This is a genomic window from Candidatus Methanomassiliicoccus intestinalis Issoire-Mx1, assembly GCF_000404225.1.
Lineage (GTDB): Archaea > Thermoplasmatota > Thermoplasmata > Methanomassiliicoccales > Methanomassiliicoccaceae > Methanomassiliicoccus_A > Methanomassiliicoccus_A intestinalis.
The window spans coordinates 1518399-1535721 of the sequence record NC_021353.1; the positions used below are offsets into that span (position 1 = coordinate 1518399).

At 41.8% G+C, this 17323-nt stretch carries 17 protein-coding genes and 1 tRNA gene; 5 read left to right on the top strand and 13 right to left on the bottom strand.

Features of this window, described 5'->3' with window-relative positions; genetic code table 11:
* Positions 1-38 precede the first annotated feature (38 nt).
* Positions 39-2018, bottom strand: a complete 1980-nt coding sequence (lonB, locus tag H729_RS07290; protein WP_020449365.1) for an ATP-dependent protease LonB — start codon at positions 2016-2018, stop codon at positions 39-41.
* A 169-nt stretch (positions 2019-2187) separates the two neighbouring features.
* Between lonB and H729_RS07295 the strand changes: the two genes are divergently transcribed.
* Complete coding sequence (locus H729_RS07295; protein ID WP_020449366.1) at positions 2188-4383, top strand: DEAD/DEAH box helicase; 2196 nt, start codon at positions 2188-2190, stop codon at positions 4381-4383.
* Here H729_RS07295 and thrC read toward each other — a convergent pair.
* Both thrC and H729_RS07305 read right to left on the bottom strand, forming a co-directional pair.
* Positions 4380-5582 carry a threonine synthase gene (thrC, locus tag H729_RS07300; RefSeq protein WP_020449367.1) on the bottom strand — a complete coding sequence of 401 codons (1203 nt, stop codon included), beginning with the start codon at positions 5580-5582 and terminating at the stop codon, positions 4380-4382. The two genes, H729_RS07295 and thrC, sit on opposite strands and share 4 nt — an antisense overlap.
* Position 5583: 1 nt before the next feature.
* The gene (locus tag H729_RS07305; RefSeq protein WP_020449368.1) at positions 5584-6516 is read right to left on the bottom strand and encodes a homoserine kinase; all 933 of its coding nucleotides are present in this window, start codon (positions 6514-6516) and stop codon (positions 5584-5586) included.
* A gap of 157 nt (positions 6517-6673) precedes the next feature.
* Here H729_RS07305 and cgi121 point away from each other — a divergent pair, with 157 nt between their 5' ends.
* Positions 6674-7144, top strand: a complete 471-nt coding sequence (gene cgi121, locus H729_RS09550) for a KEOPS complex subunit Cgi121 (protein WP_020449369.1) — start codon at positions 6674-6676, stop codon at positions 7142-7144.
* Positions 7145-7454: 310 nt separating this feature from the next.
* Positions 7455-8495 carry a DUF2776 domain-containing protein gene (locus H729_RS07315; RefSeq protein WP_048134043.1) on the top strand — a complete coding sequence of 347 codons (1041 nt, stop codon included), beginning with the start codon at positions 7455-7457 and terminating at the stop codon, positions 8493-8495.
* Between the two features lie 60 nt (positions 8496-8555).
* On the opposite strand, the gene H729_RS07320 is transcribed toward H729_RS07315, so the two are convergent.
* From H729_RS07320 to H729_RS07335, 4 genes are read right to left on the bottom strand one after another with little or no spacing between them, the layout of a single operon-like run.
* Positions 8556-8960 (bottom strand): Zn-ribbon domain-containing OB-fold protein, encoded by a 405-nt coding sequence (locus H729_RS07320; RefSeq protein ID WP_020449371.1) that lies wholly within the window; start codon positions 8958-8960, stop codon positions 8556-8558.
* Entirely contained in the window at positions 8960-10129 is a 1170-nt protein-coding gene (locus H729_RS07325; RefSeq protein WP_020449372.1) for a thiolase domain-containing protein, read from the bottom strand. Before H729_RS07325 ends, H729_RS07320 begins: the two co-directional genes overlap by 1 nt.
* On the bottom strand, positions 10126-11184 hold the full coding sequence (locus tag H729_RS07330) for a hydroxymethylglutaryl-CoA synthase (protein ID WP_020449373.1): 1059 nt from the start codon (positions 11182-11184) through the stop codon (positions 10126-10128). The genes H729_RS07325 and H729_RS07330 overlap by 4 nt, the downstream gene beginning before the upstream one ends.
* Before the next feature lie 14 nt (positions 11185-11198).
* The gene (locus tag H729_RS07335) at positions 11199-11882 is read right to left on the bottom strand and encodes a helix-turn-helix domain-containing protein (protein ID WP_020449374.1); all 684 of its coding nucleotides are present in this window, start codon (positions 11880-11882) and stop codon (positions 11199-11201) included.
* Between the two features lie 121 nt (positions 11883-12003).
* Between H729_RS07335 and H729_RS07340 the strand changes: the two genes are divergently transcribed.
* Positions 12004-12079 (top strand) — tRNA-Pro (locus H729_RS07340).
* Positions 12080-12196: 117 nt separating this feature from the next.
* Here H729_RS07340 and H729_RS07345 read toward each other — a convergent pair.
* Positions 12197-12403 carry a hypothetical protein gene (locus tag H729_RS07345; protein WP_147554415.1) on the bottom strand — a complete coding sequence of 69 codons (207 nt, stop codon included), beginning with the start codon at positions 12401-12403 and terminating at the stop codon, positions 12197-12199.
* A gap of 81 nt (positions 12404-12484) precedes the next feature.
* Between H729_RS07345 and H729_RS07350 the strand changes: the two genes are divergently transcribed.
* Positions 12485-12688, top strand: a complete 204-nt coding sequence (locus tag H729_RS07350; RefSeq protein ID WP_020449376.1) for a hypothetical protein — start codon at positions 12485-12487, stop codon at positions 12686-12688.
* 639 nt (positions 12689-13327) lie between these two features.
* On the opposite strand, the gene H729_RS07355 is transcribed toward H729_RS07350, so the two are convergent.
* The 5 genes from H729_RS07355 to H729_RS07375 all read right to left on the bottom strand — a co-directional run bounded on the left by H729_RS07355 (position 13328) and on the right by H729_RS07375 (position 17231).
* Positions 13328-13741 (bottom strand): hypothetical protein, encoded by a 414-nt coding sequence (locus H729_RS07355; protein WP_147554416.1) that lies wholly within the window; start codon positions 13739-13741, stop codon positions 13328-13330.
* A 253-nt stretch (positions 13742-13994) separates the two neighbouring features.
* On the bottom strand, positions 13995-14852 hold the full coding sequence (locus tag H729_RS07360) for a DUF1638 domain-containing protein (RefSeq protein WP_020449378.1): 858 nt from the start codon (positions 14850-14852) through the stop codon (positions 13995-13997).
* Between the two features lie 12 nt (positions 14853-14864).
* Positions 14865-15536 (bottom strand): TetR/AcrR family transcriptional regulator, encoded by a 672-nt coding sequence (locus H729_RS09555; RefSeq protein WP_020449379.1) that lies wholly within the window; start codon positions 15534-15536, stop codon positions 14865-14867.
* 133 nt (positions 15537-15669) lie between these two features.
* Entirely contained in the window at positions 15670-16455 is a 786-nt protein-coding gene (locus tag H729_RS07370) for an SDR family NAD(P)-dependent oxidoreductase (RefSeq protein ID WP_020449380.1), read from the bottom strand.
* Positions 16452-17231: an EFR1 family ferrodoxin gene (locus H729_RS07375; protein ID WP_020449381.1), complete on the bottom strand. Its 780-nt coding sequence runs from the start codon at positions 17229-17231 to the stop codon at positions 16452-16454. The genes H729_RS07370 and H729_RS07375 overlap by 4 nt, the downstream gene beginning before the upstream one ends.
* Positions 17232-17323 lie beyond the last annotated feature (92 nt).

Consider the following 17323-nt stretch of genomic DNA (forward strand, 5'->3'; position numbering starts at 1 on the left):
AAAAGATATCTGCGGTTGCTCCGCAGAAAAATAAAAGATTAGTTTGGAGTAGGACCGCTACTCCTTATGTTTACAGGTCTGATTTTTTCAGTTCCTTTGGAGACGATGTTTGTAAATTTATGTACCAGACTTTCCTTTTCAGGGCAAGATACCAGTGCATTTTCTAAGACATCTCCAAGGGTGTCGACTGGGACGATTTCAATCATATCCATGTAACGATCTTCTATGACAACGTCACCCAGATTAGATCTTGGAATGATTACTTTTTTAATCCCAGAGTCTGCAGCTGCTTCGATCTTAGCTGTAACTCCACCAACCGGCAGAACCTGGCCTCTGACTGAGAGTGAACCGGTCATGGCTATTGTCTGATCGATTGGGATGTTTTCATAGGCAGAGATTACGGCAGTTGCTACACTTACCGATGCAGAGTCACCTTCGACTCCTTCATAGGTTCCTATGAACTGAATATGTACATCGTGGTTGGATATGTCCTCGCCGGAGTATTTTTTGACGAGAGCAGAGACATTTTCAACAGCCTCTTTTGCAATTTCGCCAAGCTTACCTGTTGCGATTATTCTTCCGCCAGATCTGGTCTGTGGAGGTGTAACTTCAGCCACTATCGGCAGTACCACACCTGAATATTCAGACATGGAACTTTCACCATTTAGAGCTGCAAGACCATTGACTACTCCCACTGCATCGCCCTCTACAACAAATGTGTTGTACTCTTTCTTAGACTCCAGATATCTATCTGCAATCTGTTGTTCAAGACTGCGGGCGATTCTCTTAGCGTCTACAACGATATCAGCAGTGACGAGATCTGCACCTCTTTCTCTTGCAACATCACCGGAAACTCTGATTAATCCACCCAGTTCTCTAAGCCTGAGTGTGAGATGACCAAATCTACCGGCTCTGCGCTGTGCCTCTTTAAGGATTTCCCCAACTGCGGCTTTATCAAAGTGGGGGATCTTCTTATCTTTAGCAATCTCCTGAGCTACGAATCTTACAAGTTTTGTCCTGTTTTCATCGGTATCGGGCATTGTAGACTGCATGTAGACTTCATAACCATATCCACGAATACGAGATCTTAATGCGGGATGCATTCCTTGAATAGCATCGAGGTTTCCAGCACAGACTAAGATGAATTCGCAGGGTACAGGTTCAGATTTCACCATAGCACCGGAGGATCTTTCGCTCTGTCCAGTAATTGAGAACTTTCCTTCCTGCAGAGCAGTCAGCAGGCTTTGCTGGCTTTCTGTTCTAAGGAGGTTGATCTCGTCTATGAAGAGAACTCCTCTTGAAGCTTTGTGGATTGCACCTACCTCTAAACGCTCATGGGCTGGTGTCTCTAGTCCTCCGCTTTGGAAAGGATCGTGCTTGACATCACCCAGTAATGCTCCTGCGTGAGCACCTGTTGCATCCACGAATGGCGGCATTTCATTATCATCATGCCCGACTAACAGCTTAGGAACAAGATAATTCTCTTTGTTACCACCTATGTAGCGCATAGCCATCATAATAACTAGGATAAACAACAGTGCAACAAACAGGATTGTTGTGTCCATTGTGATTATAAACCACGCCAGACACATCATACCAACTAACACCATGATCATGGTGAGCATTGTTGTTTTCTGCTGCTTCCTCTGCATGGCCTCCCTTTTTTGCGCAGCGACGATCTCTTTTCCTTTTCCAGCAGGGACCACCCGTATTTTGGGTTCGTTGGGATCCTCTTGATTATGATACCCAATGATGTCCTGCATCTCGCTCTTTGGAAGGTACTCTGTCATCGACCTGGCAAGCATAGACTTTCCAGTACCAGGCTCACCGATAAGCATCACGTGACGCCTCTGCTCGGCAGCCTTTTTTATTACCTCGACAGCAGAATCTTGGCCGATAACTTGATCGGCAAGCTTTTCAGGAATTTCAATATCAGCGGTCGTGTTAAAGTTCTGAGAATTTAACCAGTTGTCGATATCAGAAGACCTTCCTGTAGAGCTGAATTGTTCGTTGCTCATATCAGATATTCTCCAACTCAAATGAACTCATGCCCCTGCCCTTAATTAAAGTTTATCCTTACCTTTATGAATGTATGGCAACCAATATATGTGAAAATCTCAGCGATGCCGTTAAAATCCAACATATTAAAGGAAGGGTTTTAATTCAAGTAAAGAATGTTGAAAATGAATGGCTAAGAATGTATCAGTGGAAGATTTGGATTTACCCGAAGGGGTTACAGAAATTCTGATTAAAAACGGCATTAAAGAGCTGTATCCCCCCCAGGCAGAAGCAGTATTCCCTGCATTAGATGGAAAAAACCTCATGGTAGCCATTCCGACAGCTTCTGGAAAGAGTTTGATAGCATACCTGGCTGCGGTTAAACAAGTACTTGAAAATCACGGTAAAGTCATATATATAGTCCCATTAAGGGCGCTGGCCGCAGAGAAATATGAAGATTTGAAACGATTTGAAAGACTGGGACTGAAAGTCGGAGTTTCTGTCGGAGATTTTGATTCACCTGATCCTCAGCTTGACAGATATGACATAATTGTTGCTACTTCTGAAAAAGCAGATTCATTGTTAAGACACAGAACCGACTGGGTCAAGAACATCGCACTTGTAATAGCTGACGAAGTGCATCTCATACACGACCCGGGAAGAGGTCCTACGTTAGAGATAACATTAGCTAAACTGAAAAAGTTAAACCCGGCGATCCAAGTAATCGCATTGTCCGCCACGATTCAAAACGCAAAAGACGTTGCAGAATGGCTTGATGCCAAACTGATAGAAAGTGAATGGCGCCCAACCAGATTGAAGGAGGGTGTCTACCTAGAGAATAAGATATATTTTGTAGACAACACAAGGCATGAAGTGCGGAATCTTAAAACTCCAGTGGTATCCCTTGTCTGCGATGCTGTGGAGAACGGCGGCCAGTGTCTGGTTTTTGTAAATACGAGAAAAGCCACAGAGACTGAAGCAAAGAAGATTGCTGCTACTTTGAAGTACTCTCCGGAATTGGAATCGGAGGAGAATGAAGACGGCGAACAGACTTCGGTGGCAAAACTGCTTAAAGAATGCATGAAGCGTGGAGTTGCATTTCACCATGCAGGCCTGACAAACGACCAGCGAAAGTATGTGGAAAGGAATTTTAAACATGGCCATATCAAATGCATTGTTGCCACTCCCACCCTCGCCGCCGGCATAAATCTCCCGGCCAGACGAGTAATCATCAGAGATGTTCAGAGATTTGGACCTGGAGGACAGGTTTCGATCCCAGTAATGGAGATCAAACAGATGTGTGGAAGAGCCGGCAGACCGAGATTCGATCCCTACGGCGAAGCTATACTTCTTGCAAATTCAGAAGAAAAGAAATCATTTTTGATTGATAACTACATCCTTGCAGATTCTGAAGAGATTTATTCAAAATTAGGCAATGAATCTGTTTTAAGATCTCATATCTTAGCACTCATTGCATCTGAGACTGCGCATTCCAGAGACACCCTGATGGATTTCTTAAATTCTACATTCTATGCACATCAGACAACAATGTCGCTGTTAGAAGACACAGCGGATAAGGTGCTGGAATTTTTAGAACAGGAAGAGATGATACAAACATCCAATGAAGTTATTAAGGCTACATTTTTTGGAAAGAGGGTTTCTGATTTGTATATAGACCCTCTCAGCGCAATAAAATTAAGAGACGCCCTTCGAAATTACACAGACGGAAAGACCATATTTGGATTTCTGCAGGCAATATGTTCTACTCCAGACCTGCTTCCGCTTTATCTGAAAGTCGGTGAGGACATAAAATATGATGAAGTTGTAATTAGAAGATCCGGCGAACTGCTTCTTGAACCCCCTAATGAGTTCAGTGAGGATTATGAATTCTACCTCACTGAGATTAAGACTGCATGTATGATCGAATCCTGGATTGATGAAAAGGATGAAGATGAGCTTTTATCAGAGTTTGGAATCGGTCCCGGAGATTTGAGAAACAAGGCAGATACTGCAGAATGGCTGATCTACGCTACGAGGGAACTTTCAAACATTTTCAATAAGGATGCTTACCCAATGCTCACAGAACTTATGGCAAGATTGAAAAATGGTGTCAAACCAGAGCTTCTTGAGCTGGTACGCTTAAAAGGAGTGGGCAGAGCTAGAGCCAGATCTATGTATACATACAATATCCGAAGTTTTGAAGATATCCGCAACACAGAAATGCAGAAACTAGCAAGAATTCCCAGCATAAATCTTAAACTGGCTGAGAGGATCAAACGACAAGTTGATCCGCAGTGGTCATCTAAAAATGAGAAAGTGGAAATGAAGGAACCAGTTAAACAGGTTCCTCCACCTCCGCATCAAAAAAGTCTTTTTGATTTTTAAGCTATAACGCGTTTGACATCAGTTACGTTTGGCTCTGCATTCAGGATATTTCCACAGGATTTTATGACTGTGTCAGGATCTTTCAGCACATTGCCAGTACAGACGCACACTACGCGTTCATCGGAATCGATGACACCTTCGTTTCTGAGTTTAACCAATCCTGCAATGGATGCTGCAGATGCTGGTTCGACACCAACTCCTTCTTTACGTCCCAGTAACTTCTGGGCATCGAGAATTTCTGCATCGGTTACAGTGGTTGAGTAGCCTTTTGTGTCATATATTGCCTTTAAAGCTTTTCTGCCACTGGCAGGATTTCCGATTCTTATCGCAGTAGCGATCGTCTCGGGATTTAATTCAGGCTGAAAATCCGAAGAGCCTTCTTTAAAGGCCTTTGCAACTGGGGCCGCTCCTTCTGCCTGAATACCGGTGAGTTTAGGCATCTTGTCGATCCAGCCTAATGCTTTCCATTCAGACAGTGCTTTGTATACAGCCCAGATATTAGCAGCGTTTCCAACAGGGATGATGATTCTGTCTGGAACCTCAAAGTTCAGCTGATCTACAATCTCAAAGGCTAATGTTTTCTGGCCTTCCGGACGGTATGGGTTTATGCTGTTTAATAAGTACAAAACGCGCTCGTCTGCAAGGGATTTTACAACATTTAATGCATCGTCAAAGTTTCCATTGACCATTACAACCTTCGCACCGTAGAACATTGCCTGAGCTAATTTACCGGCAGCAACTTTTCCAGATGGAAGCAGTACTACGCAATTCAAACCGCCTTTGGCTGCGTATGCGGCCAGTGATGCAGAGGTATTGCCTGTTGAAGCGCATCCAACGGTCTGACATCCAAGTTCTATTGCCTTAGATACACCAACGGTCATACCACGATCTTTGAATGAACCTGTTGGATTCGCTCCCTCATACTTCACATATACTTCTTTGACACCAAGCTGTTTGCTCAGAGCCCTGCAGTCATAAAGGGGAGTTCCTCCTTCCAACAGGGAAACATTGCACTTAACAGGCAGGAACGGAGCGTATCTCCAGACATTCAATGGTTTCTCTCTCAGATCTTTTGGTTTGAGATTTGCAACTGCATCCAGATCTGTTTCTATCGTTAAAATTCCGCCGCACTTAGGGCAGGCATCTAAAAATGGATCAGTAATTTCCGATCCACACTCAAAACATTTTATTTTATGCATATTATAAACTCCTGCACCCTTCACCCCACGTGGTGATCCAGGTTTTATCAACTGCAATGTTTGCCCGTTTATAGCTGTCAAGCATTGCATCCAGAATAGGTTTTCCATCAGTTAGTGAATTATCAAATATTGCTATAACGCAGGGACCGGATCCACCCAAAAATGAGCCTGCTGCTCCTGCTTCAATGGCTGCTTTCTTAGCATCCATAAGCCCGGGATTGAGCTTAGACCGTGAAGGTTCTACAACAATATCAGTCATGCTCTTACCAATTAAATCAACGTCCCCGCTGCACATTCCCAAAACTAAAGATGAAGCATTCCCGACTTCATAAATCATGTCACTCAGTTTGACTTGTTTGGGAATTACTGTTCGTGCATCAAGTGTTTTTACCGTAAAGGATGGCATTACTACAACAACACCCAGATTTTTAGGTGGGGTTATTTTCTTAAGTTCAAGAGGCTCATAGCAGCGGATTACCGTGAATCCGCCTAAAACGCAAGGACCTACGTTATCCGCATGAAAACTTCCAGAAGTTACTCTCTCAGATTCTGCAGCACAGGCTACAATATCTCTTGGAGGGAGTTTATTTTTTAAAAGCAGGTTTGCTGCTACGGCGCCGCCGGCGGCAGAAGCCCCAGAAGAACCTATCCCAGATCCAGGGCGGAACCCCTTTTTGATGTTGAATGCTATACCAAAATCTGCATTGCTTTTTTTCAGAACTTCGGCCGCTGCTACCCCGGTTGAGTTTAGAGCTGCATCCAGAGTTATAACTTCGGCACCCCATCCCTCAACAGATTCTATGATAACTCCAGGTTCACTGGTTTTCCTGGCCTCGATAATATCAAATGGTTCGGATAATGCCATTCCAAACACATCGAATCCGGATCCAAGGTTGGAAAGTGTTGCCGGAGCGACAACCTTTACTTTTTCCATGATTATGCCTCTGAGCCTTCATTAATATGGACTACTTTAAGCTTTCACAAATGAACCCATGGCGGTATAAATATGGAAAAACTGCAGATCCTTGGCATCACCATAGAATCTGATTTCTTTCGAAAGCCTGATATCTTGTATCTGTCATCTACTCCTGATGGCTGAGGTAACTGTAATCGGCGCGACCGGCTCGTTTGAAATAGAAGATTTTAAAATGAAACTTCAGGAAATGGGAGTGCTAGGTATAGATCCTGAAATGGTCTGTGGAAAAGATCATCTCATTTCGGCTGCCAACTGCGCCGTCAGAGCATTTTCATCAAACAGAAATGTATGCAGCACTTTAGCTATGGAGACCATGCTCTATGCATCGGGAGAGCACCAGATATTAAAAGCCGCAGACAAGATGGGAATTAAGTCCAACAATGCAGTGGCATTAGTGATATTTGATATGAAAATGGAAGAGGTTCTTTCCAAATTAAATTTAAAACAGGATGATTCACTACTAGAGCCCTCAGAAGAAAAAATGATGAGGTTCGGGATAGATGAATCCGAAATGCATTCTGTTCCTGAGAATAAAAAGTATGATTTGATCTTGGAACATGTAGCATTTGCAGCTTTAAAAAAATGAAGAATTGATGCAGACCCAAAAAAACAACAGTCATCGGGTAAGCTGCCAAAAGCAATTTGCTAAACTATCAATCGGCTAAAATTAGCTGAACATATTATAGTAAAACTAATGCAGAATTATTGTTAGATGATGTGTGGTAGTTTGCAGAACTTACAATTCATCAGAATTAATGCAAGATCATTCACATGTATAATGCATATTGAAAAACTGTAGGAATTGATGTATTTTTAGATTTTTTAACAAAGAGGGTTTTAATAGAAAGACTCTGAAAATGCACATAAGTTTCCAAAACGAAATAGCGGTGATCTGACTGAATTACAAGATGAGTATACTTTTCCGCATAATTCCCTTGGCTATGGGTGTGATCTGCTTAGCTTTTGGGATGTACGTCCGCACGATGAGTATTGGAAGCGGATATATTATTGCAGGAAATGTTCTGATAGCACTCACTGCCATATGCATAGCTCTATTTTCCACAGCGGCCACAATCATAAGGCAGCTCATTAATAAGTTCAGCAGAGCTGATCGAATTGTCCTTCCGATTTTAGGATATACAGCGGGAGTAATTACGTGTCTGTGTGGAATATATTTATTCATTTTTGGAAAAACAACGGATGATATAGTTTCAGGAAATGTTGTTTTTGGAGTTGGATTGATCGCTTGCTGTGTTGCTACAGTCGCAATTTCATCTGCTAAATTTACAATGATTCCACAAAATTCTGAAAATCTAACTTATAAAGATGTGCCATCTAACAGATATTCAAATTCAAGATACTATGCGTATTTCAGCGTCCCGATAGTTGCTACTGCAATCGCTTTGATTTATGCAAGTGTGCTTATCGGCAGAAATACCCCTCCAGACTTTGTAGCAGGACATGTCATGGTTGGATTAGGACTCGTGTGTGCAAGCCTTATAGCACTCGTTGGAACGGTTCTGCGCCAGATACAAAACAAGTTTGGCAAAAAAGAACGCTGGATATGGTCGGTATTTGTTGGAATTATGGGATCGATATGCATAATCTGGGGAATTGCAATCATGATTCCGTACAGTGCTGCGGCTGTTGCTCCAGGGTTTGTACTGATCGGCCTGGGAATGATTTGTTACAGCATCTCAAGCAAGGTCATTCTCCTTGCTTCAGTGTGGCGCAGAAATGAACCTCTGGCAAACCGTATTCCATTGATACCCATTGTAACTGCTTTGACGTGTCTGTTCCTTTCAGCATTCCTCTTTGAGACCTCATATCTCAATTCAAACTTCTTTGTTCCATCACACATTATGGTAGGTTTGGGAGCAGTGTGTTTCACATTGTTTGCAATAGTATCAATATTGGAGTCTGGAACTTCAAAGTAATCAAATTATAAAAAAAATCTCTGGATGCCGGTTTATGTCGGCATCCTTGGATAAAATATCTTATTTATTAATAGGTATGAATTTATAACCATAATGGATTATACCAGATGCTCCTTCTTCACGGATTTTACGCATCGTGGCTCTTACTTTCATCCCTATATGCACCTCTGCAGGATCGCAATCTATAATTTGAGCAGTTATGCGTACTCCTTCAGCCATTTCAATAATTGCCATGATATATGGTTTCTGCAGCTCCAGCTGAGATGGTGCATCATGAACGATGGAAAATGTAAAAACTTCTCCATCGCCTCTTAGTTTATACGGCTCCATCTTTCCAATACTGAGACGGCGGCATTCTGGACAAATGGTTCTTGGAGGGAAGAAGACTTTGCCGCAATTGCCGCATTTCACTCCCACCAGGTTGTATCTTGCAGAGTTCTCTCTCCAGAATCTAGCAACTGTCATTAGTTCACCCTCTCTAAAATATTAACTACCGCAGTAGCACCAGTTCCACCGACATTCTGAGCTAGGCCTACTTTTGCATCGGGGACCTGCCTCTTACCTGCTTCTCCCCTCAATTGTGTTACAAGCTCAACTATCTGAGCAATTCCTGTAGCACCCATCGGGTCTCCTCTGGCTTTTAGGCCTCCAGAGGTGTTTACTGCCAGCTTGGAACCGATCTCAGTTTCTCCATTTTCTGTAGCTTTTCCACCCTCGCCTTTAGGGAAAAATCCAAGGTCTTCAATTGCAAGAATTTCAGAGATGGTAAAGTTATCATGCACTTCTGCAATCTGGACATCACTTGGTGTCAGCTTTGCCTGCTTAAATGCTTTAGATGCTGCGATTGATGTTGCTTTAAACTCGCAGATGTTTTTGCGATGTGCCAGCGCGAGTGTGTCAGAGGCCTGTCCTGACGCCAGCACCTTAACGGGCGTATCTGTATACTTTTTAGCTTTATCCATGGCGCACAGAACTACGGCTGCGGCACCATCTGAAACAGGAGCACAGTCAAACATCCGCAGAGGATCTGCCACTGGTGCTGCTCTCAGCACAGTTTCCAGTTTTATTTCCTTCTGGAACTGAGCTTTTGGGTTCAATGAACCATGTTTGTGATTCTTCACAGCTACCTGAGCAATCTGATCCCTTGTTGTGTTATAATCGTGCATGTGTCTCCTTGCGATCATTGCATGGAGAGCTGGAAATGTAGCTCCAAAGAATGTTTCCCACTGCTGATCTGCAGCCATTGCCTGAATTTCAGTAGAGAGTACATCTCCAACGTCAGTCATCTTTTCTGCTCCTCCTACAACAACAATATCTGTTGCTCCAGAAGCTACAGACATGTATCCCTGACGAAAAGCTAGACCGCCGGAAGCACCAGCCGCTTCGATTCTAGTGGCTGGTATGTAATTTTTAGACATGCCGGAATAATCCGCTATCAATGCCCCAATATGTTCCTGATCGACATATTTGCCTGCAGACATGTTTCCAACATACAGCGCATCAATCTCATCTCCAGACAGTTTGGCATCATTTATTGCTGCCAGTCCGGCATTGATTCCCAGATCTCTAAGGGACATCCCCCATAATTCACCAAATTTCGTATCTCCAATTCCAATAATCGCTACTTCTCTCATTGGGATGCCTCCTTCATTCTTATCTTTCCACGAACTTTTGCATATGAAGCATAATCTAAAAATTTCTTATTCTCCACCAAATCCCTTACGGACGGTGCCGCTTCCTTTCTGAATTTGCGTATTGCTGGCGTTACTGTAATGTCAAATGCATCCGACCCGGCGCCGGAACCATATGCCACTACGAAGACGTGCTGATCCGGTTTGGCGATATCAAGTACTGAAGCTAATCCCAAGGGTACAGCGCCTGAGTAAGTGTTACCGATAAAGGGAGTCAGCAGCCCTGCATTTATCTGCTCTTCTGTAAACCCAAGCTGTTTAGCTACCCGCACAGGGAACTTTCCGTTAGGCTGGTGGAATACTGCATAGTCATAGTCCTCTGGGGTGGTTCCCATTTCTTCCATAAGCATTTTAGCCGCAGAAGTCACATGCTTAAAGTATGCTGGCTCTCCCGTAAAACGTCCGCCGTGTGAAGGATAATGAGCTCCCTCACGCCTCCAAAAATCGGGAGTATCTGTAGTATATGAACAAGTCTTATTGATTTTTGCAATGAGCTTATCTCTGCCGATAAGATATGCTGCGCCCCCTGCTGATGCTGAAAATTCTAAAGCATCTCCCGGAGCACCCTGAGACGTGTCCGCTCCAATGGCTACACCATATTTAATCATTCCAGAACCGACCAATCCCATACAACACTGGATGGCGGCTGTTCCTGCCTTACAGGCAAACTCAAAATCAGCAGCTGTAAGATTTGGAGATGCTTCGATGGCTTCTGCAACGATTGTCCCTGTAGGCTTGACAGCATATGGGTGAGATTCTGATCCAACATATATTGAGCCTATTTCAGCTGGATCCACTGTAGATCTCTTCATCATATTTCTGGCAGCTTCAACCGCAATAGTTACAACATCTTCATCTGGAGACGGTACAGATTTAGAGATAATGAAGAGATTGCGGCTCATGGCCTCTCCATCGGTACCCCATACTCTGCCGATTTCCTGGGGAGTTATTCGATATCTAGGGATGTATGCCCCGTAACTTACAATTCCAACGTCCATATAATCAATCTCTCCTACTCAAACTTACTGAGCCGGTCAACCAATATTGAAACCGGCAGTGTTATTTTCACCAAAGGTATGTTTTCAAGAGTTGCCAATCGAATAGCTAAAGGATCCACCTGTTCAGGACTCAGATATGCCACCATTGAAGGTTTAAGAGGATGTGCTCTGATAGCAATCATCGGCGAACGTCCATATTTAACGCCGGAGAAGATAAGAGCCCTTTCGCTGCTCCATCCATAGATCTGAAGATAGTCAAAGGAGCTCAGAGATGTGATTGCTTTGAGCGAATCAATGATGGTATATCCATGAATATGTCTTTCAGAATCAAAGATATCATTCAGCGGCTCAGCATCTATGGCCTTTAAAAAGTCATCAATAGAAATGCTTGAACTGAACTCAGCGATATGGGTGACACAATCATGTTTTTTATCTAATCCAAATTTTTTAAGAACTGTTCCACCTGACATTTCATCCAGTTCGATGAGGCTGTCTACAATCCTGCGCACTATGGCGATTCCCGGTGATTTTCTTCTGCCGGACTCATAGTCGCTGATCATTGAAGGAGAAACACCCATGTATTCTGCAAGGTCCTGCTGTGATACATGAAACTCTTCCCTCCACTTTCGGATAGTCTTACCAGCATCCTGAGAAAGAGTTATCTCTCCTGCGATCTTTTCTCGCAGCTGATCCTTCATCGAAGGTGAGAAAAACAAGTCTGTATATATAGATGTCGAAGTCAAACATCGACAATAGCATATCTAAAAAAGCAATGGGTGCGAAGATATATATTTGATTTACTTATTAGCGGTTTTAAGTGGGTCCGTGGGCTAGCTTGGTATACTTGTAGCTTCGGGAGCTATAGACTCCAGTTCAAATCTGGGCGGACCCACCATCATGCATAGCCAGGGTCCCATTTTTTCAAATCAATCAAATAGGATTTAACTTCAAGAGAGGGTTCAATTCGGCCGGTTGGTCAATGAGTAGTCATACAAATCCTTTACCTTCTCACTCACTTCTGCTTTTTGTGATTACGATCCTCCATCAGTGCAAACTCCTGCTCGATGAGCTTTGCACGCTTCCTATCTGCTAGATCTTGCCTGATCAAGGTCAGCGCGTAATCACCTCTGCCGTTATACTCCTCATCCCGTACGATCTCATCGATCTGAGCGAGAACATCTTCAGTAACAAAAACCTTGAATTCGTATCGTTTTGGCAAGCTACGAGGCATTAATCAACTGATATCTAATTTCAAAACTTATAATAAGTGGGGCAGTTATCTAACCCAACGTGATACGAAATGAGTGTTAATTCTGAGACTGATGAGACTAAAACAGATATTATGCTATACCTAGATGAAGACGAATACGAACTGGCTGAAAAAATGGCTAAGAAACTAGGATTTGAGGCAGTCAGTGAGTTTATCATTCATGTAATGAAATATTATCTAGACTCGACTGATGACAAGTGGGAACAGATATATCAAAACACATGCGAGGATTGAAAGTATACACAATCTCGGAGCAGAGGTGACCGTTCTCTTGCTGGGACGAAGTTTGTAAAGTGAACCGCACTTAGACTGGACTTATCGCCAGTCTTCAGTAATCATGACTAAGTTATCGATCGTGATTATTATACAGACCACAACAGAAAAATGTGGAATGTTTACCACCTCCTCCCGAGATCTGACCAGCAAGATGAGTAACACTCTACGGAGCCGGCCCAACCTTTTTTGGGCATTTTCTGGTTGAATTTTTGAATTTAACTGAAGGGATTATCCCTAGAGAATAACTGCCAGTATTTTGTTGATCAACTGCTTTTTTAGACTCAATTAATAATGATTCTTGAGATCTGAGGAAAAGACACACAAGTTGCAAAATTGCACAGCTATTGATTTTGAGAGTTAGGATGTTCCAATGAGCTCAAGGTTTTTTTACATCCTCTAAACCCACTCGCAGATTCAGAGGCAGCCTGTGCACTGATCATATATTCATCTAAATTTTGCTTATGTATTAAACGAACTGTCTAAAAAGAGGATAATAAAAGAAACAAAGTGTTCATTCAATATACGGCAATTATTGATGCACATTACATAATACCGTGAAGTCATATACATTGGATTTAAAAAATAAAAAATAAGGGTTTAAGCTGTTGCAGAGAGCGCGGCTTTTTGCGCAGATTCGACAGATGCTAGGGTATAGAAAAGAGCGCAGACGATCAAGGCTAAGTCCAAATGCACTAATGCGCCATAAGTGAGTATATCTAAGGCGATTATCAAAAGTTCAAAAGCAATTACTATTGCAATTGCAACAATAATTAGACTAATGTTCCTCTGAAACTTAGGCATTTTAAAGAACTCTAACCAGGGAACATCTACACTCATTACAAAATATGCGAGTCCAAATACAATAAGGTCTACAACTAACCATACTAAAAGTAGAAAGAGGTCGTCTAAAGGACATGCTACAAAAGTATAGGCCAGTAATGTTATCAATATTGATACGGCGATTGCCAACCCAACGATTGGCGGCTTTTTTCTTAGCGTCCATCCAAACATATTTTCACCACCCATATTCACATCTGCATCTATGGATTACAATGAAGACTCTTTAAGAGCTATTAGTTTTAGATTAAGACGGCCAAACCTGTTAGGCTATGCAAACTGGAAAAATCAACCAAGTTTGGCTAAGATGTGAATGGGTAAGTTAAATGTATCAACATTATATACATCTTTTTAAATCATTCTCAATGTGTAAAACCAATATTTAAAAAAATTAAAATTAAAAAAATAGGTGATTGCTTATCACCGATTATGAAGATTTTAACGCACTTTTAGCTTCAACGTATGCTCTTTTGATAGGTTCTAAAGTAGTCCAAGTGCCTTCCGGGTCGATGAGTTCTAAATTCATTTCCTTACAGATTTCCTGAGCGCACTTTTCATAGTTTTCCCTGTCTCCGAGTCCGGTGTCAAGCCTGAGAGCATACTTGTATCCGCAGATTTCAAAGAGCATCTTCATCAGCGAATGATCAGTTATGTCACATCCTCTTGCCATATCAGATACAGCCATAAAATCATCCCAGTTCGTAGCTGTTGCCGGTGTAAGATATAGAACTCCGGTGTATGCCTTGTTGAGACGAAAATAATTGTCAGTTCCTCCTACAGCAACACCTATGCAATCATCACAAATCTTACCGTTTTCATCACGTATTGTTATAACTGGAATTTCTGAAGTAGCTGATGAAGTTTCAGATATGTCCCAGCCAAAGTTACCACAGATGCCATAGAATACAAGTATTGCGTCAAACAGATGCGAATGAAGCAGAACCTGGCTTTCAATCTGGCTTTTCAGAGATTTTGGCTCTGCATGTAACCCCAGCTGGTTCATGCACACAACTAAGTTAAATTTAGATTTGTCCAATCCGTTGATGCCATGATCAAAAGAGTACTCGCTTATCATATTGTATGGGATGTTATTAGAATTCAATTTACCAACAAAGCTTCCCTGAGATCCTGTATCTACGACATATATTATCTTCTCATCAGAATCGCAGAGGATGTCGTAAATGAGCTCATCTTCAAGCATGGGGCAGGCAATTACACCAATTGTCCCAGCAACACCCTTCGGGATCTGAAAATCTGATTTTTCTATACCACTGTTCTGATTCATATCATTCACCTCTCAATTGTTCAAATCTATCTGTTTTCCTAAAATCGTGATTTCTTCACTTTCCAATAAATTGTAAAGAAGATTTTTTGCAGATTCTATGTCTTCCGGCACATCTCTTGCAAATATTCTGCAAGCTACATCTATGAACTTATCCAGTCGTTCACGGTAATCAAGAGCTCTGCTGCTGTAGTAAAATTCCCCTATCATATTACCCAGCCCTCCAAAGACAAAAAAGAGTTTTGAGTGATATTCGCGGTCATCGGAGTTAGGAGAAAAATCATACTTCAGAGCCCAGTTCTTTGAGAATTTCAGTAATTCATCAAATACAGACCATGTTGAGTATGATTTATACAATAATCTGGCAACATTTTTAGATCGGCTGGTCATGTACAATATGGAAGCAGTTGGATATAACAGAGCAGCCAGATCGTTATTGTTGATGCGGACGATCTCAGCCTTTTTGTGAATCATATCATATACTGTGATCATCATTGCTTTTAGAATACTTTCTTTATTTGGAAATAAATAATAAAGACTTCCTATATGTATCCCGGCTTTTTCAACAATCATTCTGATTGTTGTATCCTCATAACCATTTTCTAAGAATAAATCAAAAGCTATGTCGATGATTTTCTCAAAAGGCGTTTCACACGTCTTCTCTTTCATATTGTCAGTTTGATTCACAATTTCACCTCGTACATAGCATTATTTGAACTTGTTCAAGAGAATATGATTCCTAGTATTTGAACTTGTTCAACAAAAAATTAAGACGTGCTTTTAGAAGAAATGAATAAAATGCCAGCAGCTTTGCATCGGTTTAACGATCTCGTTTACTCTTATAATCCTCGAACTTCTTTTTCTCATGATTCCAATACATTGTTCTCACGAAAGGAAGAATGCGAAACAGCACCAGTGCAAATCTGAACATGGTGCATGGCATGACTTTTTTCTTTTGCTTTTCCATGCCTTTAACCATTTTCTTTGCTACAATATCTGGAGACTGAACAGGATAAGGCTTTTTGAATTCAACATTACTGGCAGTTTTAAAGAAACCCGTGTCTGTAGACACGGGAAAGAGAGTTACCAGATGAATGTTGTCTGGCTTCTCCAGACGGATTGACTCTTGAAATCCAGTAATTGCAAATTTTGAAGCGGAGTACAGTGTAAATCCTGGCATACCCATGAAACCCATCGCTGAACCCGTGATTGCAAACATGCCCTCTCTGCCGTCCAGATATTCAACAAATTTTTGATATGAGTATATCGGAGATATTGTGTTTGTTTCAAATATGTTTTCAATCCGCGCCCAGTCAGTATAGTTTAGTTCTTCGTAATAGGCAAATCCAGCATTGGCATAGAATATGTCTATTGAACCCATTGCAGAGACTGCATCTTCAAACAGCTTATCGATATTCTGAGGCTTCGAGACATCACATATGTATGGAATAACTCTCGAGGGATCGAAACTGCTGATTGCATCAATGTGCAAATCAACAGCAAAGATGATGTTTCCTTTTCTCTCCAGAAGGAGTTTTAAGACTTCCAGACCAATACCGCTGTTAGCTCCGGTAAGAACTATGTGTTTATTTTCAATAGGAGTCATTGCCGAATCTCCTGATTGAAATTGATCTCTGGATTCACATATCGGTCCTTTTTCTTTGTAAAATGCCCAAGTTGGATTGCAGAAGAAGGGCAGCGGTGAAGGCATGCTAGACATCTTGGGCATATATCCTTAGTCCAGCACGGTTTCCCATCCTGCAATGAAATCGCATTGGTGGGGCAGATGCGTTCACACAAACCGCAGCTGGTACAAGCATCATCAACCCAGAATTTTTTAGTCGTCATTCCATCTTTATAGATCATTCTGCAGAGTGAAGATACAATACCAGGAAATTTTCCCTTGTGTATGTCGTAATCCCCTGGTGGATTTTCATCTAGAATTTTTACTATATCATGAACGGATTTTTGTGCATCGGAGATTAGCGCGCTGCACACATCCTGTGATGGAACTTTAAGCAAAGGGACATAGTTTTCAGGCATCTTAACAGAAAAGATATGATCCAGATTTAATCCCAGACCACTAAAATATTTTTGAGCGTTGGGCCCTGTATTGGCGGTAAAAGAACCGAATGTAACTACCAGATAAAATGAAGAATATTTTTTAAGATTGAGCTTATCCAAAAAAGTTTCTACGATTGAAGGGAGACCGTAGAAATATACGGGCGTTACAATTCCAATCTTCTCTGAATCTTTTAACTCAAATTCAAAAGTACCGTTGTTGATACAATCCGGAATTGAGATTATGCAGTCATTCAATTCATCTGCAAGCAGGCGTGCGACATACAGACTGTTTCCAGTTCCAGAGAAGTAGAAGATCATAATACTCACTCGGTTGACGGTGTATGTGTATAATGATTTAATTCCATTGGGACATACACCGTCGTTTCGAGTGGAAAATGTTTGACTTGGAG